Origin of the sequence: Streptosporangium sp. NBC_01469, assembly GCF_036227305.1 — a bacterium.
Lineage (GTDB): Bacteria > Actinomycetota > Actinomycetes > Streptosporangiales > Streptosporangiaceae > Streptosporangium.
This window is the reverse complement of record NZ_CP109465.1, coordinates 1735669-1759439: the sequence shown is the minus strand read 5'-3', so window position 1 is coordinate 1759439 and position 23771 is coordinate 1735669. Positions and strand designations below refer to the sequence as shown.

Here is a 23771-nt window from a genome sequence, read left to right as displayed (position 1 = left end):
ACGAAAAGGTAAAACAGCATGAGGCGCTTCTATCACGCCGCCATCGGCACAATTCTTGTGGTTGGGGCTTTTATGATTTACTATATTAATATGGTACCGGCCAGCTCTGTTCTGGGCACAGGCGCCTGAATATTGCATTGAATAGCAGGAGGCGGCGTATGCCGCCTCCTTTTTTGTTGACCTCGACGGTCTCGCACCCACGGCCATGGCATGACCGAGCAGCGGCCGGCCGCGGAGTTCCTCCGGAAGGAGAAGACTGGCAGGCATGCCGGTTCCCACCGTGATGCTTCCGAACCTGGCCATGACACGTGGCTCCGGTACCGTCACATACGGCCCGCGCAGGAGGCCGACGCGACGGCGACGGACGATCTCTTCGGAGGCGCGCGAGGGAGCTGGTCACCCAAGCCCGGTTTTCATGATCACAGACTGAGCATTCCCGCAGGTGGAGCCCAGGAGATTCGAACTCCTGACATCCTGCTTGCAAAGCAACCCAGACGGGGGCGGAACCATGGGCGATACCCGCTCCCACCTGGGCTTACGGTCCACGGTGATCCATCGACATCCGGCCTTGTCCGTGGTTGTTGTCGCCCAGTTGGTCACTCAGTGACTCGCCTGTCCAAGCCGGTAGAGCGAGCCTTCCCCGGGTCTCACTCCGGGCCGCTCAACTCTCGATACGCCTCGCGTAGTTCTGCGGCTTCCGGCATGCGGCGCGTCTCGATGGCGCCGATCACCTCGCGCGCTCTCCAGTAGTTGGACGGCACTAGCACGCCGCTCGTCATGGTCGTGAGGGCGAGCTGACCCGCCTCGTCGGGCTGGTCAGTGGCCAGAAGCGCCAGAGCAAGGTCAAGGCGCGCGGAGGCCGCCCGACGCGGGCGAACCAACCCGTCCGCGGCCGACTCCAGGCGGGTAAGCACCTGCCGGGCGTACGGCTCGGCGGCCGGATCCCCCAGCCACGACAGCGTGGTCGCCACGTACGCCTCGCTCTTGGAAGGGTCATAGCGGTAGTGGTGCTCGGGATGCTCGGGCACCGACAGCGGCGAGACCAGCCGGGCAACACGATTCAGCGCATCACGCGTCTCCGGGCCGGACCCGAGCCGCGCCCAGATCCGGCCTTCCTGCGCGGTCGCCTGGATGTAAGCGGAACTGGTGCGCGGTGCGATCGCCTGCGCCCCTTGGGTCAGGGTCAGGGCGCGACGGTAGTCGCCGGTGGTGACCGCCTGCCATGCCTCGGTCTCCAGACACCACGCGGCGATCTCGGCGTGCTCGGCGTACTCGGCCAGCTGGGCGGTCGTCCGAAGCCACGTTCTGGCGGCCTCGAACTGGCGAAGATCGATGTGGCAGGTGGAGGCCAGCAGCGCCAACCAACCACCAGCCGTCAGAAGGCGGCGGTGCTCGGCGAACGTCTTCTTGGCGTCGACCAGGTGCGAGACGTACGACAGGTGCTGACGCACCCGCTCCAGCAACTCGGCCGGTGGTGTCCCCTGGTAGGCCATCGCAAGGTCGTCGACGGCCAGCTCCAGCCGGTCGAGCGTTTCGGTGCCCACGTCGCTGGCGGCGACACGGCGGGCCAGTTCCAGCGCCTCGATCTCGTCGGCGAAGTGAGGGGGACCCGGCGTCGTGCTGTCCGGCTCCTCGCTGAACAGCTCGGCTTCTTCCATGCCGAACACCCGGCAGTAGAGCAGCCGGTAGGGGTCCTTGGGCTGGTGCTTGCCCGCCTCCCAATCCTTGATCGTGCGGATCAGAGAGTCCCGCTCGGGCAAGCGGGCACGAGTGCGCGGATCGGCGGCCTCGGCAAGCTGCCTGGCCATCTCTCGCTGCGTCCACAACTCACCACGCCTCGCGGCGCGCAACCGTACGGCCCAGGCCGGAACGTTACCCATTGTGTGCACCTCGGGGGACGTGGGGTCCTCCTGTCTCCCCCAGTCTCCCCTACTCTCACTGTCGGCGCGGGATACCCGGCGATGTCATGGGAGCACCAGGAAAAGCGGAACCCGCAGGCGCGGTAACGCCGTACGGGTCCCTTGATCGCACACTGGGTGCGCCGTGAGGCGCTGTTGATTCGATTGCGTCCACGGAGGTGGTGTACGAGTTTCCCCAGGTGGTGAGGTCAGCGGATATGTCCAGGCTCCGCGAAGCCATGTGCGCGGCCTCCTGCGGTTCGTTGCATTCGTAGGAGCAACGACACGGGCAATGCATTAAATCAGTCCCCTCTAACGAGGAGAGGGGTAGCATTTAATACATGGGCACTCCTGCGCACTCACGCCTCGAAGGGCGTTTGGCCGCGCTCCCTCCCACATTCACGGCGACACAGGCCAGACAGACAGCTATCTCATCACGCGATCTGACCACCCTGACCACGAGCGGCGACATCGAAGAACTCTCACGAGGGGTCTACCGTCGCGCGGACGCCCCCGCGACCGCACACCTTGACCTGCTCGCCGTCTGTCTACGGGCTCCGCGTGCCGTTGTGTGCGGAGAGTCCGCCCTGGCGATCCACGAACTGATCGACGATATCCCGACGAGCGTCCACATCGCGATCCCCCGCGGCACCCACCGCCCTTCGATCTCCTACCCGCCGACCACGGTCACCCAGTACGCAGCCGAGACCTTCTCTCTGGCTATCGAGCGGTTCGAGGCGGCGCCGAGCGAAATGATTCCCATGTACAGTGCCGCACGCAGCGTCGTCGACGCGATGCGCCATCGCCGACGCTTCGGCGAAACGCTCGCCCTGGCCGCACTTGGCCGCTATCTCCGCCGTGAAGGCCACAACGGGGTCCGCGACCTCCAGGAAATCGCTCGCGATCTGGGTGCGCTGTCGACCATTCGCCCCAGCATCGAGGCGGTGCTCGCCTGATGCCGAACCCGACACGCGACACAACCGCCGGCCGTGTCTACAACGACCTGCGCAATCTGGCCCGCCGCACCGGGCGCTCCACCGATGAGATCATGGTCGAGTACATACTCGAACGCTTCCTCTACCGGATGGGACTTTCTCCGGTGGGCGGTCGCCACTTCATCCTCAAGGGTGGTCTCCTCCTCGCCCAGTTCGGCGCGCGCCGGATGACCCGCGACATCGATATCCTGGGCCGCGCGTTTCCCAATGACGAAGCCGAAATCATCCGGAGAGTCGCGATCATTGCGACCACCGAAGTCGACGACGGCGTCACCTTCGATCCCAGCACCCTCAAGACCGTCCCGATCCGCGCGGACGAGGAGTACAACGGTCTGCGCTTGACCATGCTCGCGACAATTGCCCGCGCGCTCCTCAAGCTCCAGCTCGACATCAGTTTCGGCGACCCTGTCACCCCCGAGCCTCAGATCATCAACTATCCACAGCAGCTCTCCGCCGACAGTTTCCAGATCTTCGGTTATCCGCTCGCCACGGTCATCGCCGAGAAGCTCTCCACCGCCGTCTCGCTCGGCGACCTCAACACCCGCGAGCGCGACTACGCTGACCTTTACCGCCTTGTGACCCTCCACACCCTCGACGGCGGCGAGCTCACCGAAGCCTTGACCTCGACCGCCCGGCACCGTGGCATTCCACTGCGGACACTCACATCCTCGATCACCGATATCGGGGAACGTCGCCAATCGTCCTACACGGCTTGGCTGCGTCGACAGGGAACCGCAGCAAGCGGCTACCCCGACCTGTTCACCCACGTCATGCACTGGTCACAGCCTTCGCGGATCCCCTCCTCACCGATGAGGCCGTCACACTGAACTGGGATCCCAAATCAGGGATGTGGTCATGAGAAGCAGGACCACTCATCCAGGGCAGGCCATCATGACCTGATCAGCAATACACCGGTCACAGAAGCGGGAAACGAACGAATCAAGAGAAAGCCAGATTGGGAAAGACATCCCGCGAACTCTCAAAGATCCTTCTGGACCCAACCGCATGATCTCCCATATTCCTCCCGCGAGAGGCGACGAAGATCGAAGACATGAAGAAGACCAGGCGATTTCACCTGGTCAGATGGTTGAAGCGGGGTGGAGCCTAGGAGATTCGAACTCCTGACATCCTGCTTGCAAACGGGAGCCAGTCACCAGATCTGCCATGTCTCGGCCTGTTCCGGCGTGTGGTGGCGCCTGTCGATGTAAGTGCTTGTGCGGCCCGGTTGCTGTACTTCGCTGCTGTACAGCAGCCGCGTCGTCAAGCTTCGGCGTTCTGGGCAGTCATCAAAGCTTCGTAGAGGTGCCACCCATCGACTCGAGTAGCCAGGGCGCCGCTGGGCGCATCTGCCCTGGTCGGGTGGGGTTATCCCTACCGCGTGTTGGCCTGCTGGCATGGCCACCTCGGCGAAACCGGACATATGGCTTCATAACATCACAAACAACCGATTAAGGGCTTCACTCGTGTCTGGCACCACTGGCAATCCCCTCGAACCGTAGAGACTTCTGCTCCGCCGTCGTCGCGCTGGTCGGCGCGGCCTGCCTCGCGGTCACCGCCGGGAGCGCCGGAGCGATCATCAACGGCTCCAAGTCCACCGAGTCCTACCCCTTCATGGCGACCATCCCGACCACGGCCCCGCTCATGGGCCTGACGGACGGTAACTGCGGCGCGGCCCTGATCAACCCGCAGTGGGTCGTGACCGCCGCGCACTGCCTCGACATGGAGATCGGCTCGATCTCGAAGGGGACGGTGCGCATCGGCAGCGACAAGCGCAAGTCCGGCGGAACCGTCCGCAAGATCGCGCAGGCGTTCCTGCACCCGGACTACGCCCAGAACTCACCCAACAAGAACGACATCGCGCTGGTCCGCCTGGACCGCCCAGTCAGCATCAAGCCCATCAAGATCGCCGAGCAGGCGGGCAAGCCCGGCACGCCGACCCGGATCATCGGCTTCGGCATCACCAAGTTCAGCACCAACCCGGCTGAGTGGAAGATGGCCAAGAAGCTGCGCCAGCTCGACACCCGGCGTGGCGCGGTCTCCGAGTGCGGCCCCGGCTTCGCCGATGACACCCGCCTGTGCACCGTCAGCCAGAAGCCCAAGGCCATGGCCTGCAACGGCGACTCCGGCGGCCCCCAGATCCAGCGCGGCCGCAACAACAGGTGGGAGCTGATCGGCGTCACCTCCGGCCCAGGCGCCAAGAGCCCCTCCTGCGAGCAGGGTCCCGGCCTCTACACCAACGTGCCCGCCTACAGCGACTGAATCAACAAAACCATCCGCGCGAACAGCTGAGCCGCAGCACAGCAGGCCCGGTGACGGACCGGGCTCACCAGCGGGACCACCGACCACGGCGGAACCGGCAGGCTGGTGTTCTGCACGAAGAACGGGACCGCGCTGAGTGCCGGCAACGTCCGGCGGGACTTCCGGAAGATCCTCAAGGAAGCCGGGCTGGTCGACACGGAGTGGACGCCCAGGGAAATGCGGCACAGCTTCGTCTCGCTGCTCTCGGACTCCGGCGTTCCCATCGAGCACATCTCCCGCCTGGTCGGCCACGCCAACACCGTGGTCACCGAGACGGTCTACCGGCTCCAGATCCGGCCCGTCATGCAGGAAGGCGCGACGGCGATGGACGGTCTTTTCGGAGGCGGGCGGGAGGCTTACAGCTCCTAACGGAATGACTTTCGCTGTGCCCCCTGCCCGTCTCGACGCCGGGGAACTTTTCAGCAGGATCACGCATCTAACAGCTCATGATCGAAATGTCGGGCAAGAGAGCGATGATATCGGTGATCGCAACGGCGGTCATGGTGGCCTCGGCGGTCGGCGGGGCCAGTACGGCCCAGGCGGAGACCGTCAAGATCCCCAAAGGGTTTCTACTGACCGAGGCCGAGGCGACCAAGCCCCTCACTGAGGATCAGGCGGCCGATGAGTGGTGGACGGTCAGCGACAAGCTGACCAAGCCGCTTGAGCTCAACCCCTGCCGCTCCAAGGAGAAGCCCCGCGATGGCCGCATCGCGATGCGGACCATCACCGAGGGGACCAGCGCCCCCTCGTACGTCGCCGAGCAGCTCGTGCTGTATCCCAGCGCGAAGAACGCCGGGGCCGCGTTCCGCAAGCTCCGCGCCGACGTGGAAAAATGCGCTAAGGCCAAGGCCCCGCAGACGGCGACCGTGGCCGGGGACTTTCACCGTTACACCGGCAAGAAGGTGAACATCGCAGACGAGGCCCTGCTGGTCAAGGGGAGCTCCTACGAAAGGGGCACGGAGGAGCCCCTCAAGGGCGAGCTGTACATCTCCAGCGGAGAGCGGTACGTCGTCGTCCGCCGCGGGAGCGCCTTGGTCCTCTACACCGCCGACTCCTACTGGGCCGGCGAGGACACGACCAAGATACTCACCAACAGGGCGAAGAAGATGGCCAAGAAGGTCTGCGACCTTCCCGGCGTGTGTACTCGGCGAGGATGATTGCCGGCTCTCGGCCGATGTCCAGCAACGCTCGTTGGGCATCGCCGGACATCGAATCCCTCCGCTCCCATGGAAAGAGATCCTCAAAGACAGTGCGGCAGGCATTCTGTTAGGCGCTCTTAGTCACCCGGTTAGTCACTCACGCCCGGTTTCCATGATCACAGACTGAGCGTTTCCACAGGTGGAGCCTAGGAGATTCGAACTCCTGACATCCTGCTTGCAAAGCAGGCGCTCTGCCAACTGAGCTAAGGCCCCGAGATTCAAGCCGGTGGCCTGGGGAGACGCCCTTGCACGCGGCCTGCTTCAGTCGTACACGGTAGCAACAGGACCCGCACCTACGCCACTTGGATCCGCGTGGCGGGGCGGGGTTCAGCGGGCGGCGGCGGCCATGGGGGGTTCGATCGGTGCGCCGGTGAGGAGGAGCTCGGGAAGATCGGTGACGGAGTCGAGGAGGTGGGTGGCTCCGCCCTTGATCAGGCGCTCCTTGCTGTGGACGCCGGTCAGGACGCCGGCCACCACCGAGGCGCCCGCGCGACGGCCGCAGAGCATGTCGCTCTCGGAGTCACCGACGACCGCGACCTGGCGGACGTCTTCGATGCCGAGGCGCATGACCGCGGTGAGGACCATGTCGGGCAGGGGGCGACCGCGTCCGGCGTCTTCGGGGCACAGGGCGAGGTCGACCTTGTCGGACCAGCCCAGGGCGCCCAGCACGCGGCCGAGGATGGCGCGGCTGAAGCCGGTGGTGAGGCAGATCCTGATGTCGGCGCCGCGGAGCTTGTCGAGTGCCTCGACGATTCCGGGCAGCGGGACCAGGCCCGCGCGTGCGATGGCGCCCTCGTAGGAGCGCTCGAAGGTCAGGTTGGCCGCCTGGGCCTGGGCCTCGTTGTCCGGGAAGATGCCCCGGAAGACATCGATCGTGGAGCATCCCCGGGACCGGTGCACGTGCACCATGGCGCGAGCGTACGCACCGGTCCCGGGCACGATGCCCTGCGTGGCGATCGCCTCGGCGAACGCCCTCTCGACCATGGCGACATCACCGATCGTGGTGCCTGCCAGATCCAGGCAGACAAGCCTGATGAGTGTTATTCCATCTTGGGCAAGGACCATGAAAGCACCCGAATCGGTAGCCGCGTCTGTCAGTTCTCGCTGCCGGTGGCTTCGGTCCACAGGTCAAGCTCGGCGCGGTCGGCCTGCACCTTGCGCCAGACCAGCAGCCCCCCGAGGGCGACAAGCGCCAGAACGAGCAACTTCTTCACGGTGTGACCCCACTTCTTGAGAAGTCTCACCTGCCGGGGTGAGACAACGCCCGGTTCGAACGGTTCCCTGCAGCCTAGCAAGGGATCGAGCCATGATCCGGTCTGCACGACAAGCCACCAGGGCCGATCTACACCAACCGGGCGATTTTCAGCATCATGCCGTACGGCACGCGTTCCGACGATCACGATCCGCCGTGAGTCTTATCGCGAAACCATCCTGGTTCTCACGATAACCCCCGCGACGCCCCGGCTTTGCCCTGCCAGGGGTTTCGGTCCCCGGCCGCTCGGGGAATTGTGCCGCCCACCATGGGCACGACCAGTGCATCCGCCCGCTCCGGCCCGATTATCCTGAGCGCGAATGACACAAACCCGCTCGGTATGGAACTTTCCGGACCAGGCAAGACCGGACAGGCCAAGACAGCTCCGGACAGGCCCAGATGAGTCAGGCGCCTTCGACGAGATCGGCGTAGTCGGGGTGACGGTCGATCCACTCCCGCACGAACCAGCAGAGGGGGACGACCTTCGCGTTCTCCGCGCGGGCCGCGTCCAGTGCCGTACGGACGAGCGCGGCCCCCACCCCCTTGCCCTCGTACTCCGGCTGGACCTTGGTGTGGGGGTAGACGATGACCCCGTCACGCCGGACGAGGTCCAGCCGCCCCGCCTGCCTGCCGTCCACCTCCGCCACGTAGGCGTCACCGCCGGGGGAGAGCTTGACGTCCGCCTGCATGAAGGTCCTCCTTGAGCCAGGCCCGCCGTACGGCGGTTCCCTGGTCAGCCGATCCCGCGCGGCGTTCATTCCCGGTCTCCCGCCTACCCGCAGCCAAACCGGACATACCTGCCAAACAGCGAGCCTCAGACAGAAGCGTCCGGTCACGGAAAGTAGCCGCCCGGGTACGGTGTACCGCTGATTCTCCCTGGCTGGAACTCGCGGGCCGCGGGCCGTACCGGAAGCCGCCCGATTGAAGGATGATGGAGGCAGGCGCCCGGCACGGCCGGCGTCCCATGGCGATCAGCCGACCCATCTGTGCCGGCCCGACAGACGTTGACTGACCTTTATGCGCTCCCAGAAGGTGATCGCGATGACAGGTGATGTCGACCACGGTTCACTGCGCATTCTCTTCACCGGCCGTCCCGCCGGCGTGTGTTGCGAGGGAGACATCGATCTCTGCACGCGGCGCGTTCTGGTGCGGGCGCTCGCCACAGCGGTGGAACGGACCGACGGCGATCTGTACGCCGACCTCCGGGGCGTCGATTTCGTCGACGTCGGCGGCCTGAGAGTGCTGGCGGAGACGGCGTTCGGGATGGCGGGCGGCCGAAGACTGATCGTCGACGGTCTCCGCCCGCACACGCGGCGGATCGTCGAGCTGTGCGGCTGGACGGAAGTACTCACCGCCGGTCCGGGCACCGTAACCACAGTGGGATAACGCCTGATTGCTCCTCAGTTGTACCGTAAGAGTTCTCTAGAGGAATTCGGAGGATCGTACGCTGAGAGTTACCAGATCGGCCCCCTCCCCGGCTCCCGGCCCCTGGGTGATCGTGATCGGGTCGCTGCTCTCCCGTTCCGATCCGGGCATCATGCCCGGCGGCCGTCTCCCTGCCGAGTCTTCCTCCCACCGACTGTCTGCAGAGGTATATCCGTGAGCGCTGCCGTCCGCGTGACCGACGTGTCCGACCCCGCTGCGCAGGAGACGCTTCTCCTGGCCCTGGCCGGCGAGCTGGACTACAGCAACGCCGAGCGGTTCCACCACGACCTGCAGGAGGCCATCGGCGAGAACAGGGGCGACCTTGTCATCGACCTGACCGACCTGACCTTCTGCGACTCCACGGGAATCCAGAGCTTCCTGAACACCCGACAGACCGTCCAGGACCGCGGCGGCAGCATCGTCCTGGTCAATCTGCACCCCCGCCTGGAGAGGCTCTTCCACCTGACCGGCCTCGCCCAGGCCTTCGGCATCCAGCCCACCGTGGCCGATGCCCTCAAGGCGCTGCGGCCCAGCCGGCCGTCGTAGCGGATCCCGGCCCCGCTCGGCCGTCGCTTTCCGGGGTACGACCGAGCGAACATCTGTTGGCTCGGGCGGTCGTAAGTTGGCAATGAGCGGGCAGGTGTCTAGCATCGTGTAACTCGTCAGCAACGCCCTGATTCTGGAGCAAGTCGGCTCGCCCCCCGGTGACTGCCAGATAAGGCGACCTCAAGGGGGTGTCGTGACCGGCGACCACGGCCAGCACTGGCCGATCGACGAGGATCTCAGCGCTCTGCGGGAGCGTCTCCAATATCATGCCGTTCGAGCCGGCATGCGGGGCGAGCGGCTGGACGACCTTCTCCTCGTCACCAACGAGGCGGTCATCAACGTCCTGGAGCACGGCGGGGGCAAGGGCACGCTGGCCATCTGGCAGGACGAGACCCACCTGACCATCGACGTCACCGACACCCTGGGCCTCCTGACGATCTGGCACGTCCCCGGCGAACGTCCGACGGGGACCGTGCGGGGGTTCGGCCTGTGGTTGATGAACCAGCTGTGTGACGAGTTCGCCATCGAGCAGACGGAGCAGGGGTCGCGCGTCCGCCTGCGCATGCGCCTTGGCCGTCCGGCGGACGGGAACGGGTCCGGTGGTTCGGCCGACTCCGCGCGGGAGGGTTTCACCTCCGGCACCCCCGATCCCGTACGGGGTGCCCCCGACTCCACGCGGGACGATCCCGGCCAGGACGAGTTCCAGGTCTCCTTCTGACAGATCCCGGAGAATTCCGGGGAAATGCCGGTCACGAGCCCGGCGGCCTTCGTGGCCCGTCGGCGGCGGGCCACGAAAAGTCCGTGATGAGGCGTGACGTGTGGACGCGGTCTGACGGGCCTGACGGGCGGACGCGAGCCCGCCGGCCGTGACGGGCCGGCCGGAACCAAGGCCAGAGCCCAGAGGTCAAGGCCGGAGGCGGGATCAGGTGATGTCGCGGCGCCGGAGGCCGAGCAGCCCGGCGACGGCGAGCAGGGCGGCGAGGGCGGACAGCGCCAGAAGAGGCACGACGGAGAAGCCGACGCCGAGAAGGATCTTGGGGATGTGGGCGAACGGGGAGAAGATCATGACATCGGCGGAGGCCTGACCGAACTCCACGACCAGCTCCAGGACGAGGAACACCGCCAGGAACGTCCAGCTGACGGCGGCGGCCAGGCGCGGCAGCAGGCCGTACAGGGCGAGGGTGATCCCGGTGAGGACCCAGACGGCGGGGATCCAGAGCAGCGTGGCGCCGAGGACGCGGGGAAACTCGTTCGCGACGTCGCCCGTGCCCAGGCCGTACGTGAGACCCGCGGCAAGACCGAGTACGGACACCATGAGCGCCGGTCCCGCGAGAGCGAAGAACAGGTGGGCGCCCACCCAGCGGACCCTGCCGACCGCCGTGGCCAGGATGATCTCGGCCAGGCCGCCGCGCTCCTCGGCCTGCGGGCGGAGCATGGTCAGGATCGCGTAGCAGGCGATCACCTGGCTGAACACCATGGTGGAGAAGGTGAACAGGGCGTCCGTCCCGTTCACCCCGGGGAAGAGGTCGCCCAACTGGTCCTGGGCGCCCCGCGCACCCCCGCCGAATGCGACCCCGAGCACCGCGCAGCCGGCCGTCCAGGCCAGCAGGGTGCCGCGGTTCACCCGCCAGGCGATGGAGAGGGCGCCGCGCAGGCCGGGCGCCGCGACGGCGGGTCCCGGACGGGAGGGCAGCAGGCCCGCGGCGAGGTCGCGGCGGGCGGACAGGGCGTGGGCGGCACCGACCAGGAGCACGGTCAGTACGGCGAAGAGCGGCAGGATCCACCAGCGCTCACCGGCGAAGGCGCGGGTGAGCCTGACCCAGCCGAGCGGGGACAGCCACGGCAGCCACGCCGCCCCGCCCGTCTCACCACCGGCCGGACGGTTACCGGGAAGATCCTCCCCGGCATCCGAGGGGACGGAGAGAAGGTCGCCCATGGCCCGGACCAGGAACGCCAGGCCCAGCCCGGCGAAGGCGATGCCTCGGGCGGCGGAGGCACCCCGGGTGAGCTGGGCGGCCACGGCCGCCGCTCCGGCGCAGACCCAGCCGAAGCCCGCCGCCGACAGGCCGAGGACCGCCGCCCCCGCCGCGGGAAGCCCCGCGGACACGAGCGCGACGATGATGAGCGCCGCGGCCAGCAGGTTGGCCGAGAGCGTCACCGCCAGTGCCGCGACCAGCGGCGCGTGCCGCCCGACGACGGTCGAGCCGAGCAGCTCGCGGCGCCCGGTCTCCTCCTCGACCCGGGTATGCCTGATCACCAGCAGGATGCTCGCGACACCGGTCAGTATCGCGCTCGACATGCCCGCGCTCCAGGCGGTGATCCCGCCCGCGGTCGCCGCGTAGATCGGCCCGCGCAGGGCTCGCTGGGCCGGATTCAGCGTCGCGATCTCGGCGTACTGGCGCAGCGCCTCCTGGGTGGGGTAGAGGTCGGCGACCCCCGCGGCCATGGCGAGGACGATCAGCGGCACCGCCACGAGCCAGATGGGCAGCAGGAGGCGGTCGCGGCGCAGGATGAGCCGGACCAGCGCGCCGGCCCCGGCGACCTCGCCGCTCACCGGGATCGGCGCGCCGGTCCCGGTGAGCCGGCCGCGCATCGCGCCGGTCGCGGCGAACGGGCCGCTCATCGCGCGGATCCCGGCGAATCCGCCGTTCCCTCGGCTGCCTTGGCGGTTTCCGCTCCGGGCATCGCCTTCACCGTTTTCTTTCCGGCTGCCACCCTCGTCGGGGTCCTCTCATCGGGATGCCCGGCTGTCACCTCGTAGTGGCGCAGGAAGAGCTCCTCCAGGGTGGGTGGACGGCTGGTCAGCCCGCGTACCCCGATCTCGACGAACCGCCGCAGGAGGCCGTCGAGCTCGGCGGTGTCCACGTCGCAGCGCACGCCGGTGCCGTCGATCCGGAGATCGTGGACGCCCGGTAGGCCGTCGAGGCCGACGGGCGGGCCGGCCAGCTCGGCGGAGACGGAGGTGCGCGTGAGGTGGCGGAGTTCGGCGAGGGTGCCGCTCTCCACGGCCCGGCCGTCCCGGATGATCGTCACGCGGTCACACAGAGCCTCGACCTCGGCCAGGATGTGGCTGGAGAGCAGGACCGTACGCCCCCGCAGGCGCTCCTCCTCGACGCATCGCTGGAAAACGGCCTCCATCAGCGGGTCGAGGCCGGCGGTGGGCTCGTCGAACAGCAGCAGCTCCGCGTTCGACGACAGGGCGGCGATCAGCGCGACCTTCTGCCGGTTGCCCTTGGAGTAGGCGCGGCACCGCTTCGTCGGGTCGAGGTCGAAGCGCTCCAGCAGCCGCGCCCGCCGCGCGGCGTCGAACCCGCCCCGCAGGCGGCCGAGCAGGTCGATCACCTCGCCTCCCGACAGGTTGGGCCACAGCGCGACGTCGCCCGGCACGTACGCGAGGCGGCGGTGCAGTTCGACGGCGTCGCGCCAGGGGTCGCCGCCGAGAAGCAGGGTGGAGCCGGAGTCGGCCCTCATCAGGCCCAGCAGGACGCGCAGTGTCGTGGTCTTTCCCGCCCCGTTCGGGCCAAGGAAACCGTGGACCTCCCCGGTCCGTACCGACAGATCCAGGCCGTCGAGGGCGCGGGTCCTGCCGAAGGACTTCACCAGGCCCTCGGCGCGTACGGCGTCAGTCATCACCCTGCTCCTTGCGGTAACGGTCCAGCCCGTCACGGGCCTGCTCCGCCAGCTCCGGACCCGTGAACGACGGGGAGACGATCTCCAGCATCGCGGCACTGACCCGGGGGGCACCCTCGGCGGACATGGGGTCGGCGCCCATCGCGCGGGCGACGTGCGCCCGCAACACGTGGACGCCCAGTTTCATCGCGGTGAAGACCGCCGCCTGGGCCCGGACGTCCGGGCGGTCGCCGAGGAACCGTTCGGTCAGCGCCACCATGTCGTCGAACAGCACGGCGGCGCCCGGCGAGCCGTCCGCCAGGGCCCGCGACAGGTAGAGCATGACGGGCGGTCCCGCCCGATAGACCTCGGAGACGAACTCCGGCTCGTCCAGCCGGTGCTCGTCCAGTGCCTCGTGAACGTTCAGCTTGACGAACTCCAGCACGTAGGCGTCACAGGCTTCGCGCAGGCCGTCCTTCGATCCGAAATGGTGCTGCACGAGGCCGAGCGACACGCCCGCCTCCTCGGCGATGGCCCGCAGGGTGGCCCCCCGGATCCCGTGCTCGGCGAAGTGCGCGAGCGCGGCGTCCCTGATCCGCGCCCGAGCGGTCAGGTCTTCGACTGGTCTCATGTACGGCATCCTATACATATGACTTGTAAAAAAGTCAGCTGTATAGGCAGGCGTTCGCGAGTCATCTCTCTGTCACCGACCCACCCCTCTCCGTACGCAATCCTTGACCGTCATCTGGCGGAAGATCGATGTACCGGCCAAATGTCCGAGATACGCTTATATGTGCAGTTAAGCGCCTTATCGGGTGATGTCAGTCGACCCCGCCGTCCCGGTTCTCTCCGTCTCACTCAGCCGTACGCAGGTTCGGAAGGGATGGTCCGAATGAGAGTTGTCGTCGATCTGGCGCGGTGCCAGGGATACGCGCAGTGTGCCTTCCTGGCCCCGGACACGTTCCGGATGCGGGGCGAGGAGGCGCTCATGTTCCACTCCAGTCCCGACGAGGCTCAGCGGGACCAGGTCCTGCGCGCGGTGGCCGCCTGCCCGGTCCAGGCGATCCTCGTCGACCTGCTGGACGCGGCCGGGATCCCGCCCGCGACGGCGACCGGAACGGCGACGGCCGCGACCGCCGCGGCGACGGCGACCGGAACGGGAACGGCGTGACCAGCGAGCGGAGCAGGGAGACGTTCAGGCACGACGGCCGCATCGTCGTCGTCGGCGCCTCCCTCGCGGGACTGCGGGCCGCGGAGGCGCTCCGCGACGAGGGCTTCACCGGGTCGCTCACCCTCGTCGGGGACGAGGCGTGCGAACCCTACGACCGGCCGCCGCTGTCCAAGCAGGTCCTGACCGGCTGGGTGCCCGCGGACGGCACCGCGCTGCCCCGGCGTCGTGAGATCGACGCGGAGTGGCTGCTCGGCGTGCCCGCCTCCGGGCTGGACCTCGCGGGTAAGCGGGTGGAGCTCGCGGACGGGCGGGAGGTCCCCTTCGACAGGTTGCTGATCGCCACCGGTGTGCGCGCCAGGCCCTGGGCCGACAGGGCCGAGGCCGCCCTGGACGGCGTGTTCGTGGTACGCACGCGCGACGACTCGGGCCGCCTGTGGGAGCGGCTGGCCGCCGGGCCCGGCCGGGTGCTCGTCATCGGGGCCGGTTTCGCCGGTTCCGAGATCGCCTCGGTGTGCCGCGAGCGCGACATACCGGTGACCGTCGCCGAGACCGCCGAGGCCCCGCTGGTGGGAGCGCTCGGAAGCATGGTCGGCTCGATCGCCGCGAACCTCCAGCGCGCCCACGGCGTCGACCTGCGCTGCGGCGTCAAGGTCACGCGGCTGGAGGGGGACGAGCGGGGACGGGTGCGCCGCGCCCACCTCTCCGACGGCGGCACGGTCGACGCCGACGTGGTGGTGGTCGCGCTCGGCGGCGTGCGCAACACCGAGTGGCTGCGGGACTCGGGACTGGCCGCCGGTGTCTGGGGGGTGGCCTGCGACTCGGGCTGCCGGGCGTTCGACGTCAACGGCCTGGTCACCGACGACGTCTTCGTCGCCGGGGACGTGGCACGCTGCCCGCACCCGGTCTACGAGTACCGGTTCCTGTCGCTGGAACACTGGGCCAACGCGGTGGAACAGGCCCAGGTCGCGGCCCACAACATGGTCAGCTCCCCGACCGACCGCTGGCCGCACCTGTCCATGCCGGCGTTCTGGTCGATGCAGTTCGGCGTCAACATCAAGTCCGTCGGTGTCCCGGTCCTGTCGGACGAGGTCGTCGTGACGCAGGGATCGGTGGAGGAGCACCGTTTCGTCGCCGCGTACGGCTACCGCGGCCGGGTCACCGCGGCGGTCAGCTTCGACAACGCCAAGTGGCTCGACCACTACCGGCACCTGATCGAGACGGCGGCGCCCTTCCCGCCCTCCTGTCCCACACCCGACCAGCCCGCCGACATGAAGCCGGTACCCGCCCACTTCCCCAACTCGGTGATCATCACCCAAGGAGCCACGGTGGTGGTCACCGGCTACGAGCCCAGCGAGCGGCGCGTGGCGTTCGCGCGGCCGGGCGGCTGACCTGTTCGACCGGGTCCGACCGGGTCCAAGCGGGGACGGCGGGAACCGGCACACCCTAGGAGAAGCGGCCATGACAGTCACCCAGGCGTCCAGCACCTTCCAGCGGATCCTCGACCACTCCAGCCGGGCCGACCCGTACCCGCTCTACGCCGAACTGCGCAGGACCCCGGTGGCCCGGCAGGAGGACGGCGGCTACATCGTCAGCACCTACCGGGAGATCACCGCGCTGCTGCACGACCCGCACGTCAGTTCCGACACGGACAACCTCCACGATCCGGGACCCTCCGTCGCCATACGCGGGGACTCACCGGCCTTCATCGGCCTCGACCCGCCGCAGCACGACCGGCTGCGCCGCATGGCGATGCGCTACTTCGGCCCCCCGCACTCGCCCACGCTGATAGACGACATGCGTCCCGACCTGAACGCCATCGTCACGAACCTGATCGACAACCTGGTGAGCAAGGACGAGATCGACGTCGTCGACGACTTCGCCTACCCCTTCCCCGTCACCGTGATCTGCCATCTGCTCGGCGTACCCCGCGAGGACGAGCCGCGGTTCCACGGGTGGGTCGAGGCGATCGTCGCACTGCTCGACTTCAACCCCGCGACGGACCCCGAGGACCGCATGCGGGAGGGCGTACGGGCCCGCGAGGACCTCAGGGCGTACCTCGCCGAGCTCCTGGAGAGCCGTCGCGGCCGGCCACCGGGAAACGACCTGCTGTCCCGGCTGGCCAACGACGACGGACCCGACGGGCGCATGACGGACGAGGAGATCGTCAGCACCGCCAACCTGCTGCTCATCGCGGGCCACGAGACGACCGTCAACCTGATCACCAACGGCGCGCTGACGCTGCTGCGCCACCCCGACGTGCTGGAACGCCTGCGCCGCGAGCCCGGAATGATCGTCCGGACGGTCGAGGAACTGCTGCGCTACGAGCCTCCGGTGCAGCTCATCCTCTGGCGGGCCGCGTACAGCGACCTCACCGTCGCGGGCACCACCATCCCGAAGGGCTCGCGGATCACGCTCGTGCTCGCCTCCGGCAACCGCGATCCCTCCTACTTCCGCGACCCCGACCGGTTCGATCCCGACCGGCGGGACAACCAGCACCTCGGTTTCGGCGGGGGCGTCCACCTGTGCTTCGGCGCTCCCCTGGCCCGGCTGGAGACGCAGATCGCGCTGAACGAGCTCTTCCGCAACCTGGAGAGTCCCCGGCTCGTCGCCGACCCGCCCCCGTACCGGCAGAGCGCGGTCCTGCGCGGCCCGCGCCACCTCCTCGTCAGGCAGGAGTGACGGTACGGGGCCGAGCCGGGCAGAAGGGCTCGCGCGTCACCGGGTCCACATCCCGATCCGTACCGGCACCCCGGCTGAGGCGTGCAGCACGGGAGGGTGGTCCGGGGCGTCGAGCCCTCCCGCCTGGAGCAGGTCCTGGTCCAGGTGGATCTGCATCGCCGTTTCATCCCGGTATCGCGTCCGGCGAAGGCACCTCGGCGGAGTTCCGGGGCGCCCGCGCCACGGGGACGGTCCAGCTTTCGGAACTCTCCGTAAAACAGTTCGCTCACCGTGCGCAGCGACGCGGGGTCGCGGGCGGTCACGGGATGTAATCGTCCCGGGCACAGGAGCCCGCCGACCGGTCACCGCCAGAAGTGATCGGCGGCCGAACGCACGGGGGATTCATGCGTACACGGAGGAACATCACGAAGCACGGGCCGTCGCGGCCGGGCGTGGTCCGCAGGGCCGGGCTGCGGGCGCTGGCGGTGGGGGTCCTGGTGGTCACCCCGCCGCTGGCCCTCGCCGGACCCGCGCTGGCCGGCACCAACGTGACCGTGACCGGGAGCCTGCTGTCCATCAACGCGGGAAACCTGTCCGACGACATCAGCGTCGACCTCGACGTCGACGGTTCGCTCGTCGTCAGGAACTCCGGCGACACGCTCTCCACCGCGGGGGTCTGCCAGAACGTCGACGACAACACGGTCCGTTGCCCCGCCACCGGGATCACCGGTATCCAGGCCAGCCTCCAGGCCGGCGCCGACACCCTGCGCAACAACACCGCCCTGCCCATGCGCGCCTTCCTCGGCGCCGGTAAGGACGGCTTCTCCGGGGGCTCGGCCCGCGACACCGTCTCCGGCCAGACCGGCGGCGACACCATGCACGGGAACGACGGCGACGACGTCCTCGAAGGCAACGCGGGCCCCGACTCCGTCGTCGGCGGCGCCGGCAGGGACATCTGCACCGCCGAAGTCCGGGAGTCCTGCGAAAGCTGACGTTTCGAGCACCGGGGCGTACGGATGCCGCATCCGTACGCCCCTCATGTGTGTCTCCCGGTGGCGGCCGTCATCACGACGCCCGGCCGAGCCGGGGAAACACCGGACCGCACCCGGCCGGGCGGGCGCACCGCGACCTGGAGTTTCAGGTAGCCGGCAGGACACAAATCACTCGCGGACACGCGGTGGATTAACACCTGAGAAACATATAGAACTGGTTCCAGCCATCAAGAGTGAGGAAAATCACATGAGTGAAAAAGCCTCAGCTGGATCTGGTTCCAAAGGCGTGTCGCGCCGGGGTTTCATTGCTGGAACTGGTTCTATCTTGGGAATCGCGGCCCTCGCGGGCCACCCCACCGCGGCCCAGGCGCAGGCCGGCACCGCGGCGGCTCCGATCGCCGACGGGGCCCACGTCCCGGCCCTGGTGATCGGCACCGGCTACGGCGGCTCCGTCGCCGCCCTGCGCCTCGCCCAGGCGGGCGTCGACGTGCACATGATCGAGATGGGCATGGCCTGGGACACCCCGGGTTCCGACGGCAAGATCTTCTGCACCACGACCGCACCGGACCACCGGTCCTACTGGCTGCGCACCAGGACCAAGGCCCCCCTCAACTACTTCCTCGGCTTCCCGATCGACAGGGACATCACCCGCTACACCGGGATCCTGGACGCCGAGGAGTTCGGCGGCATCACGGTCTACCAGGGCCGCGGCGTCGGCGGCGGGTCGCTGGTCAACGGCGGCATGGCCGTCACCCCCAAGCGCGAGAACTTCGGCGCCGTCCTCCCGTCGGTGAACGCCGACGAGATGTACGACACCTACTACCCGCGCGCCAACGCCGGACTCGGGGTCACCACCATCGACCCGGCCTGGTTCGACACCACCGCCTGCTACCAGTACTCCCGGGTCGGCCGCAAGCACGCCCAGCGTTCCGCCTTCCCGTTCGTCTTCGTGCCCAACGTGTACGACTGGAATCACATGAAGCAGGAGGCGGCCGGGACCGCCACCAGGTCGGCGCTGGCCGGCGAGATCCTCTACGGCAACAACCACGGCAAGAAGTCGCTGCAGAAGACCTACATCGCCCTGGCCAGGGCCACCGGCAACGTCACCGTCTCGCCGCTGCACAGGGTCACCTCGGTCGCCCCGGCGACCGGGGGCGGCTACACGGTCGTCATCGAGCAGCTCGACACCGGCGGCGACACCACGGCCACCAAGACCGTGACCGCGGACCGGGTGTTCTTCGCCGCCGGCAGCGTCGGCACCAGCAAACTGCTGGTCAAGCTGAAGGCCACCGGCGCGCTGCCCAACCTGAACAGCGAGATCGGCAAGAGCTGGGGCGACAACGGCAACGTCATGTGCGGCCGCGCCAACCATCTGTGGGACCCGACCGGCGGCCTCCAGTCGACCATTCCCTGCTCCGGCATCGACAACTGGGCCGCCGGCGGCGCGTTCGCCGAGGTCGCGCCACTGCCCGTCGGGATCGAGACCTTCGCCTCGTTCTATCTGTCGATCACCAGGAACCCCAACCGCGCCCAGTTCTCCTGGAACGCCGCGACGGGCAGGGTCGACCTGAACTGGCAGACCTCCTGGAAGCAGCCGTCCATCGACATGGCCAAGACGATCTTCGACAAGATCAACGCGAAGGAGGGGACGATCTACCGGACCGACCTCTTCGGCGTGTACAAGGTCTGGGGCGACCACCTCACGTACCACCCGCTCGGCGGCGCGGTGCTGAACAGGGCCACCGACAACTACGGCCGCCTCACCGCCTACCCCGGCCTGTACGTCATCGACGGCTCGCTGATCCCCGGCAACACCACCGTCAACCCGTTCGTCACCATCACGGCGCTCGCCGAACGGAACATCGAGAGGATCATAGCCACCGACCTGTGACGATGATCCGCGATGCCTGGCGAGGCGCCTGGTTCAGGCGTTCAGGCGTTCAGGCGTTCAGGCGGTCCGGAGGGCCTCGGTGGGTTGCATGCGTGCGGCGCGGAGTGCGGGGAGCAGGCCGGCGACCGCGCCGATCGCGACGGCCGCACCGAGTCCTCCCGCCCAGGCGAGCGGCGGAACCACCGTGGCCCAGCCCTTGACGTGGGCGTAGATCGCCGTGGCGGTCGTTCCCATCGCCACCCCCACGACGCCGCCGATCGCGGCGATCAGGATCGCCTCGGCCAGGAACTGCAGGCGGATGTCGCCCCTGGTGGCGCCGAGCGCGCGCCGGAGGCCGATCTCGGAGCGGCGTTCGAGCACCGAGATGACCATGGTGTTGGCGACGCCGATACCGCCGACGAGCAGGGCCACCGCCCCGAGCCCGAGGAAGAGGCCGTTCAGCGCGGACTGGACCGCGGCGCGGGCCACGAGAGCGGCCGAGGGCCGGCTGACGCTGACCTCACCGGCGTTCTTCGGGTTGGCCGTCGCGGCCAGCACCTTCTGGACGTCCTGCACCCGGTCGGTCTGGGCCCGCACGTAGATGGTGGACGGGTGGCCGTCGAAGTGCAGATACCTCCGCGCGGCCGGGTAGCCGACCAGCACCGAGGAGTCGATCTCGGGCATCAGGGTCGCGGGGTTGAGGATCCCCGCGACGTAGAACCACTGCCCGCCGACCCAGACGCGCATCCCCGGGTGGATCCGGGCGATGCCCAGGCGGGCGGCGGCGGCCGAACCGAGTACGGCGACCGGCTGTTCGGCGGTGGCGGCGTTGAGGTACCTGCCCTGGGCGACGGTCGTGCGCACGGCGGCGGGCAGGTCCAGGCTCGCGGCGTCGACCGTCAACGCGTTGGTGTTGATGCTCGGGATGTACGGGCTGCGAAAGGCGTCGGCCTTGGTCCTGCCGGTGTGCTGGACCGTTTCCACCGGGCCGATCCGAGCGATCATCCCCGGAGCCTCGAACGGGAGCTTGGCGTCCCCGCCGCCCAGGACCCGCCCCGGGCTGACCGTCAGCAGGTTGGTGCCCAGCTTGTCGATCTCGGCCAGCAGCCCCGCCTGGGAGGAGGCGGACAGCCCCGTCACCGCCACCATCGCCGCGACGCCGATGGCGATGCCCAGCGCCGACAGTGCGGCCCGCATTCGCCTGGTGCGCAGCCCCACGACAGCGGTCCGGGCCAGGTCGGCCGGATGCGACCGGCCGGGAACCGTGGTGGTCATGGCAGGTGCCTTCCGGTGGACAGAGGCCGCTCCGCCGCGGTGACGTCGGCGACGACACGTCCGTCGAGGACCTCGATGCGGCGCGGCAGTCGTGCGGCCAGTTCACGGTCGTGGGTGATCATGACAATGGTGGCGCCCTCGGCGTTGAGCTCCCCGAGCAGCTTGAAGATCGCGGCTCCGGAGACACTGTCGAGGTTGCCGGTGGGTTCGTCGGCCAGCACGATGGCCGGGTTGCCGACCAGGGCTCGGGCGATCGCGACCCTCTGCCGTTCACCGCCCGACAGTTGCGGCGGCCGGTGGCCGAGCCGGTGGCCGAGCCCGACCCGGACCAGCGCCGCGGCCGCGGCCCGCGTCCGCGCACCGTGCCTGACCCCCGAATACAGCATCCCGTCCGCGACGTTCTCCAGTGCGGTGGCGTGCTCGGCCAGGAAGAACTGCTGGAAGACGAACCCGATCCGGGTGGCCCGCAGTCCCGCCAGAGCTCGGTCCGACATCTTGGCGACGTCGTCCCCGACGATCCGGACCGTCCCCGAGGTGGGGCGGTCCAGGGTGCCCATCACCTGCAGCAGGGTCGACTTCCCCGAACCCGACGGGCCCACGATCGCCACCAGCTCGCCCCGGCGGACGGTGAAACAGGCCTTGTCCAGCGCCACCACCGGTGACACTCCGGGGTAGATCTTGGTCACCTCGTCCAGCTGCAGGACCGGCTCGCCGGTGTGCCGGCCACCGGCCACGCCTGTCTCCGCGTCCACATCGGTCATGAGGCCGGCACCACGACGTTCTGACCGGCGACCAGGCCCTCGCCGGTGACCTCCACCGTGCCCTCGCTGTCGTCGAACAACCCCGTCTCCACCGGGACCAGACGGTGCGCGCCGCCCTCCACGACCTCCACGGCGTACCCGCCGCCGGCCAGCGCCAGCAGCGCGTTCACCGGCACCGACAGCACGTCCTCCACCGTCTCGGACACGATGGACACCTGCACCGGCGCCTGGTCGAGCCGGCCGGTCGCCTTCGGCCTGGACGGCCTGATCCGCACCTCGACGGTCGTGCCGTCGTCCGCCTTCGTCGCCACCTTCCCGACCGACGACACGACACCCGGTGTGGTCCTGCCGTTGGGCAGTGAGATGGTCACCTTGTCGCCGGCCGCGACATCGGACTGCCGGCTCGCGCTCAGCGCGACGGTGACCTGCCGTCGGGTCGAGGAGGCCCGCAGGACCACTCCGCCGGGCGCCACCGAGCCACCGCGTACCGCGATGACCTTGGTTATCCTGATCTCCTTGGTGGGCAGGAACACCGCCTGCCCGAGCGGCAGTTGCCCGGTCCCGGTCAGGCCCACGTCCTCCTGCAACTCGGTGAGGGCGTAGTAGGTCTGCCGGCCGAAGTAGTTCGAATCGGGGTCGAGCTCGTCCCTGGTGGCATATCCGAGGGCGACGAGCGCGGCGTTCAGCTGTTTGACGTCGACACCCTCCATCCCCCAGGACAGGTCCCGGTAGACCGACGTATGGGCACCCCGCAGCAGGATCACCGGCTTGCCGTCCACCCGATACAGCGCCTCGCCCTGACCGGCCACCCGGCCCACGTCCGGCAGTTCGGTGACCGTGCCGCCGGCCTTGTCGACCACCTGGTAGTCACCCGCGTAGCCCAGCGTCCCGTTCTCCAGGGTCCTGGCGGACAGGGTTCCCTCGGTCACCCGCGCCAGCCCGGTCCTGGCGGTGCTCTCGACCGGCGCCGCCTTGGTCTGGGCGCCGAACGGATCCGCGAGGGCGATCCCCGCGCCCGCCGCGACCAGGATCGCCACGACGACCGCCACCATCCGTCCGCGTCCCCGTCGGCGCTTCCCACCGGACGGACTCTCCGTGTCTCCCGTCGAGATCCGCGTGGCGTTCACGGCCCGCCCCCGGTACCCGCCTTCACGATGTTCCGCGGCTGGTACTTCGCGCAGACGGCCTCCGCCTTCTTGAACTGCGGCGACTGGGGGTCGACAGGGCCGCCCTCCTTGAATCTGAAGCCGCCCTGCGCGTCGGGGTCCGGGAACCTCGGCACGCCGTTGTCACGCATGCACTGGGCGTACTTGAGCTTCTCCGCCGAGGGCCACGTCTCCTCCCCGTCCCTCTTCTCCTGGTCGGGCCCCATGAAGTGCCGGCACTTGTCCTCCGTCTTCCTGAACTCCGGAGAGTTGGGATCGACCCCGGACGGCAGGGCGAGGCCTCCTCCGGGCTGCGGGTCCGGAAAGTCGGGCATGCCGTTCTCGCGCATGCACTTGGCGTAGGCCAGCACGTCGGCCTTCTCCTGGGGGGCCTGCGTGGCGGCGGAGGTCGAACCGGCCCCGGGTGCCACGGACGCCACGGTCCTGGTCCTGCCCGGTTCGTCGCCGCTGGAGCAGGCCCCGGAGACCAGCGCGACGGTCGTCAGCAGGACGGCCGTCGCGCTGGTCCGGCGCACGCGCCTTTTCCTGAAGGTGATGGCTTCCATCTCGTTCTCCATCTGTGGGCGGGCATCGGTGGGCGGGCATCGGTGAGCGGGCATCGGCTTCGGTGCGCGTGCTCTTGGGTGCGGTGGCCTGCCCGCTCCCCGAGGGTCGTG

General features: G+C 68.7%; 24 protein-coding genes and 2 tRNA genes. 13 read left to right on the top strand and 13 right to left on the bottom strand.

From position 1 onward, the window contains the following. Window positions 1-443: 443 nt before the first annotated feature. Window positions 444-535 (bottom strand) — tRNA-Ala (locus OG587_RS07850). Window positions 536-647: 112 nt separating this feature from the next. Further along, the gene (locus OG587_RS07845) at window positions 648-1880 is read right to left on the bottom strand and encodes a hypothetical protein (protein ID WP_329088243.1); all 1233 of its coding nucleotides are present in this window, start codon (window positions 1878-1880) and stop codon (window positions 648-650) included. Between the two features lie 359 nt (window positions 1881-2239). Between OG587_RS07845 and OG587_RS07840 the strand changes: the two genes are divergently transcribed. The 5 genes from OG587_RS07840 to OG587_RS07820 all read left to right on the top strand — a co-directional run bounded on the left by OG587_RS07840 (window position 2240) and on the right by OG587_RS07820 (window position 6348). After that, a complete protein-coding gene (locus OG587_RS07840; RefSeq protein WP_329088241.1) occupies window positions 2240-2854 on the top strand; it encodes a type IV toxin-antitoxin system AbiEi family antitoxin domain-containing protein in 615 nt (204 codons plus the stop codon). Then, entirely contained in the window at window positions 2854-3720 is an 867-nt protein-coding gene (locus OG587_RS07835) for a nucleotidyl transferase AbiEii/AbiGii toxin family protein (protein WP_329088239.1), read from the top strand. The genes OG587_RS07840 and OG587_RS07835 overlap by 1 nt, the downstream gene beginning before the upstream one ends. Before the next feature lie 640 nt (window positions 3721-4360). Then, complete coding sequence (locus OG587_RS07830; protein WP_329093788.1) at window positions 4361-5152, top strand: S1 family peptidase; 792 nt, start codon at window positions 4361-4363, stop codon at window positions 5150-5152. A 105-nt stretch (window positions 5153-5257) separates the two neighbouring features. Next, entirely contained in the window at window positions 5258-5560 is a 303-nt protein-coding gene (locus OG587_RS07825; protein ID WP_329088237.1) for a tyrosine-type recombinase/integrase, read from the top strand. Between the two features lie 113 nt (window positions 5561-5673). Then, the gene (locus OG587_RS07820; RefSeq protein ID WP_329088236.1) at window positions 5674-6348 is read left to right on the top strand and encodes a hypothetical protein; all 675 of its coding nucleotides are present in this window, start codon (window positions 5674-5676) and stop codon (window positions 6346-6348) included. Window positions 6349-6530: 182 nt separating this feature from the next. Here the strand turns inward: OG587_RS07820 and OG587_RS07815 are convergent. The 4 genes from OG587_RS07815 to OG587_RS07800 all read right to left on the bottom strand — a co-directional run bounded on the left by OG587_RS07815 (window position 6531) and on the right by OG587_RS07800 (window position 8331). Next, a tRNA-Ala gene (locus tag OG587_RS07815) sits at window positions 6531-6603 on the bottom strand. 114 nt (window positions 6604-6717) lie between these two features. After that, a complete protein-coding gene (locus tag OG587_RS07810; RefSeq protein ID WP_329088234.1) occupies window positions 6718-7455 on the bottom strand; it encodes an HAD-IA family hydrolase in 738 nt (245 codons plus the stop codon). Window positions 7456-7484: 29 nt separating this feature from the next. Next, window positions 7485-7634, bottom strand: coding sequence for a DLW-39 family protein (locus OG587_RS07805; protein ID WP_425580427.1), 150 nt, complete (start codon window positions 7632-7634; stop codon window positions 7485-7487). A 412-nt stretch (window positions 7635-8046) separates the two neighbouring features. Then, window positions 8047-8331, bottom strand: coding sequence for a GNAT family N-acetyltransferase (locus OG587_RS07800; protein ID WP_329088232.1), 285 nt, complete (start codon window positions 8329-8331; stop codon window positions 8047-8049). A 352-nt stretch (window positions 8332-8683) separates the two neighbouring features. Between OG587_RS07800 and OG587_RS07795 the strand changes: the two genes are divergently transcribed. The 3 genes from OG587_RS07795 (at window position 8684) to OG587_RS07785 (ending at window position 10331) form a co-directional block, all read left to right on the top strand. Then, on the top strand, window positions 8684-9028 hold the full coding sequence (locus tag OG587_RS07795) for an STAS domain-containing protein (protein WP_329088231.1): 345 nt from the start codon (window positions 8684-8686) through the stop codon (window positions 9026-9028). A 213-nt stretch (window positions 9029-9241) separates the two neighbouring features. Continuing rightward, window positions 9242-9613 (top strand): STAS domain-containing protein, encoded by a 372-nt coding sequence (locus OG587_RS07790; RefSeq protein ID WP_329088228.1) that lies wholly within the window; start codon window positions 9242-9244, stop codon window positions 9611-9613. A gap of 193 nt (window positions 9614-9806) precedes the next feature. Then, the gene (locus OG587_RS07785; RefSeq protein ID WP_329088227.1) at window positions 9807-10331 is read left to right on the top strand and encodes an ATP-binding protein; all 525 of its coding nucleotides are present in this window, start codon (window positions 9807-9809) and stop codon (window positions 10329-10331) included. A 204-nt stretch (window positions 10332-10535) separates the two neighbouring features. Here the strand turns inward: OG587_RS07785 and OG587_RS07780 are convergent, their stop codons facing one another. Genes OG587_RS07780 through OG587_RS07770 form a run of 3 tightly spaced genes read right to left on the bottom strand, consistent with a single transcriptional unit; the run spans window position 10536 to window position 13853 of the window. After that, window positions 10536-12236 carry an ABC transporter permease gene (locus OG587_RS07780; protein WP_329088225.1) on the bottom strand — a complete coding sequence of 567 codons (1701 nt, stop codon included), beginning with the start codon at window positions 12234-12236 and terminating at the stop codon, window positions 10536-10538. After that, window positions 12233-13243 (bottom strand): ABC transporter ATP-binding protein, encoded by a 1011-nt coding sequence (locus OG587_RS07775; protein ID WP_329088223.1) that lies wholly within the window; start codon window positions 13241-13243, stop codon window positions 12233-12235. The genes OG587_RS07780 and OG587_RS07775 overlap by 4 nt, the downstream gene beginning before the upstream one ends. Continuing rightward, a complete protein-coding gene (locus tag OG587_RS07770) occupies window positions 13236-13853 on the bottom strand; it encodes a helix-turn-helix domain-containing protein (RefSeq protein ID WP_329088221.1) in 618 nt (205 codons plus the stop codon). The genes OG587_RS07775 and OG587_RS07770 overlap by 8 nt, the downstream gene beginning before the upstream one ends. Before the next feature lie 261 nt (window positions 13854-14114). Here OG587_RS07770 and OG587_RS07765 point away from each other — a divergent pair, with 261 nt between their 5' ends. The 5 genes from OG587_RS07765 (at window position 14115) to OG587_RS07745 (ending at window position 19934) form a co-directional block, all read left to right on the top strand. Continuing rightward, window positions 14115-14393: a ferredoxin gene (locus OG587_RS07765; RefSeq protein ID WP_329088219.1), complete on the top strand. Its 279-nt coding sequence runs from the start codon at window positions 14115-14117 to the stop codon at window positions 14391-14393. Beyond that, entirely contained in the window at window positions 14390-15781 is a 1392-nt protein-coding gene (locus OG587_RS07760) for an NAD(P)/FAD-dependent oxidoreductase (protein WP_329088217.1), read from the top strand. Before OG587_RS07765 ends, OG587_RS07760 begins: the two co-directional genes overlap by 4 nt. Before the next feature lie 70 nt (window positions 15782-15851). Next, window positions 15852-17072 (top strand): cytochrome P450, encoded by a 1221-nt coding sequence (locus OG587_RS07755; protein WP_329088215.1) that lies wholly within the window; start codon window positions 15852-15854, stop codon window positions 17070-17072. Between the two features lie 383 nt (window positions 17073-17455). Further along, window positions 17456-18043: a calcium-binding protein gene (locus OG587_RS07750; RefSeq protein ID WP_329088213.1), complete on the top strand. Its 588-nt coding sequence runs from the start codon at window positions 17456-17458 to the stop codon at window positions 18041-18043. A 325-nt stretch (window positions 18044-18368) separates the two neighbouring features. Continuing rightward, a complete protein-coding gene (locus OG587_RS07745; RefSeq protein WP_329088211.1) occupies window positions 18369-19934 on the top strand; it encodes a GMC oxidoreductase in 1566 nt (521 codons plus the stop codon). A 57-nt stretch (window positions 19935-19991) separates the two neighbouring features. On the opposite strand, the gene OG587_RS07740 is transcribed toward OG587_RS07745, so the two are convergent. From OG587_RS07740 to OG587_RS07725, 4 genes are all read right to left on the bottom strand, one after another. Then, entirely contained in the window at window positions 19992-21188 is a 1197-nt protein-coding gene (locus OG587_RS07740) for an ABC transporter permease (RefSeq protein ID WP_329088210.1), read from the bottom strand. Then, the gene (locus OG587_RS07735; RefSeq protein ID WP_329088207.1) at window positions 21185-21949 is read right to left on the bottom strand and encodes an ABC transporter ATP-binding protein; all 765 of its coding nucleotides are present in this window, start codon (window positions 21947-21949) and stop codon (window positions 21185-21187) included. The genes OG587_RS07740 and OG587_RS07735 overlap by 4 nt, the downstream gene beginning before the upstream one ends. Next, the gene (locus tag OG587_RS07730) at window positions 21946-23001 is read right to left on the bottom strand and encodes a peptidoglycan-binding protein (protein WP_329088205.1); all 1056 of its coding nucleotides are present in this window, start codon (window positions 22999-23001) and stop codon (window positions 21946-21948) included. The genes OG587_RS07735 and OG587_RS07730 overlap by 4 nt, the downstream gene beginning before the upstream one ends. A 71-nt stretch (window positions 23002-23072) precedes the next feature. Further along, window positions 23073-23660, bottom strand: coding sequence for a hypothetical protein (locus OG587_RS07725; protein ID WP_329088202.1), 588 nt, complete (start codon window positions 23658-23660; stop codon window positions 23073-23075). Window positions 23661-23771: the final 111 nt, after the last annotated feature.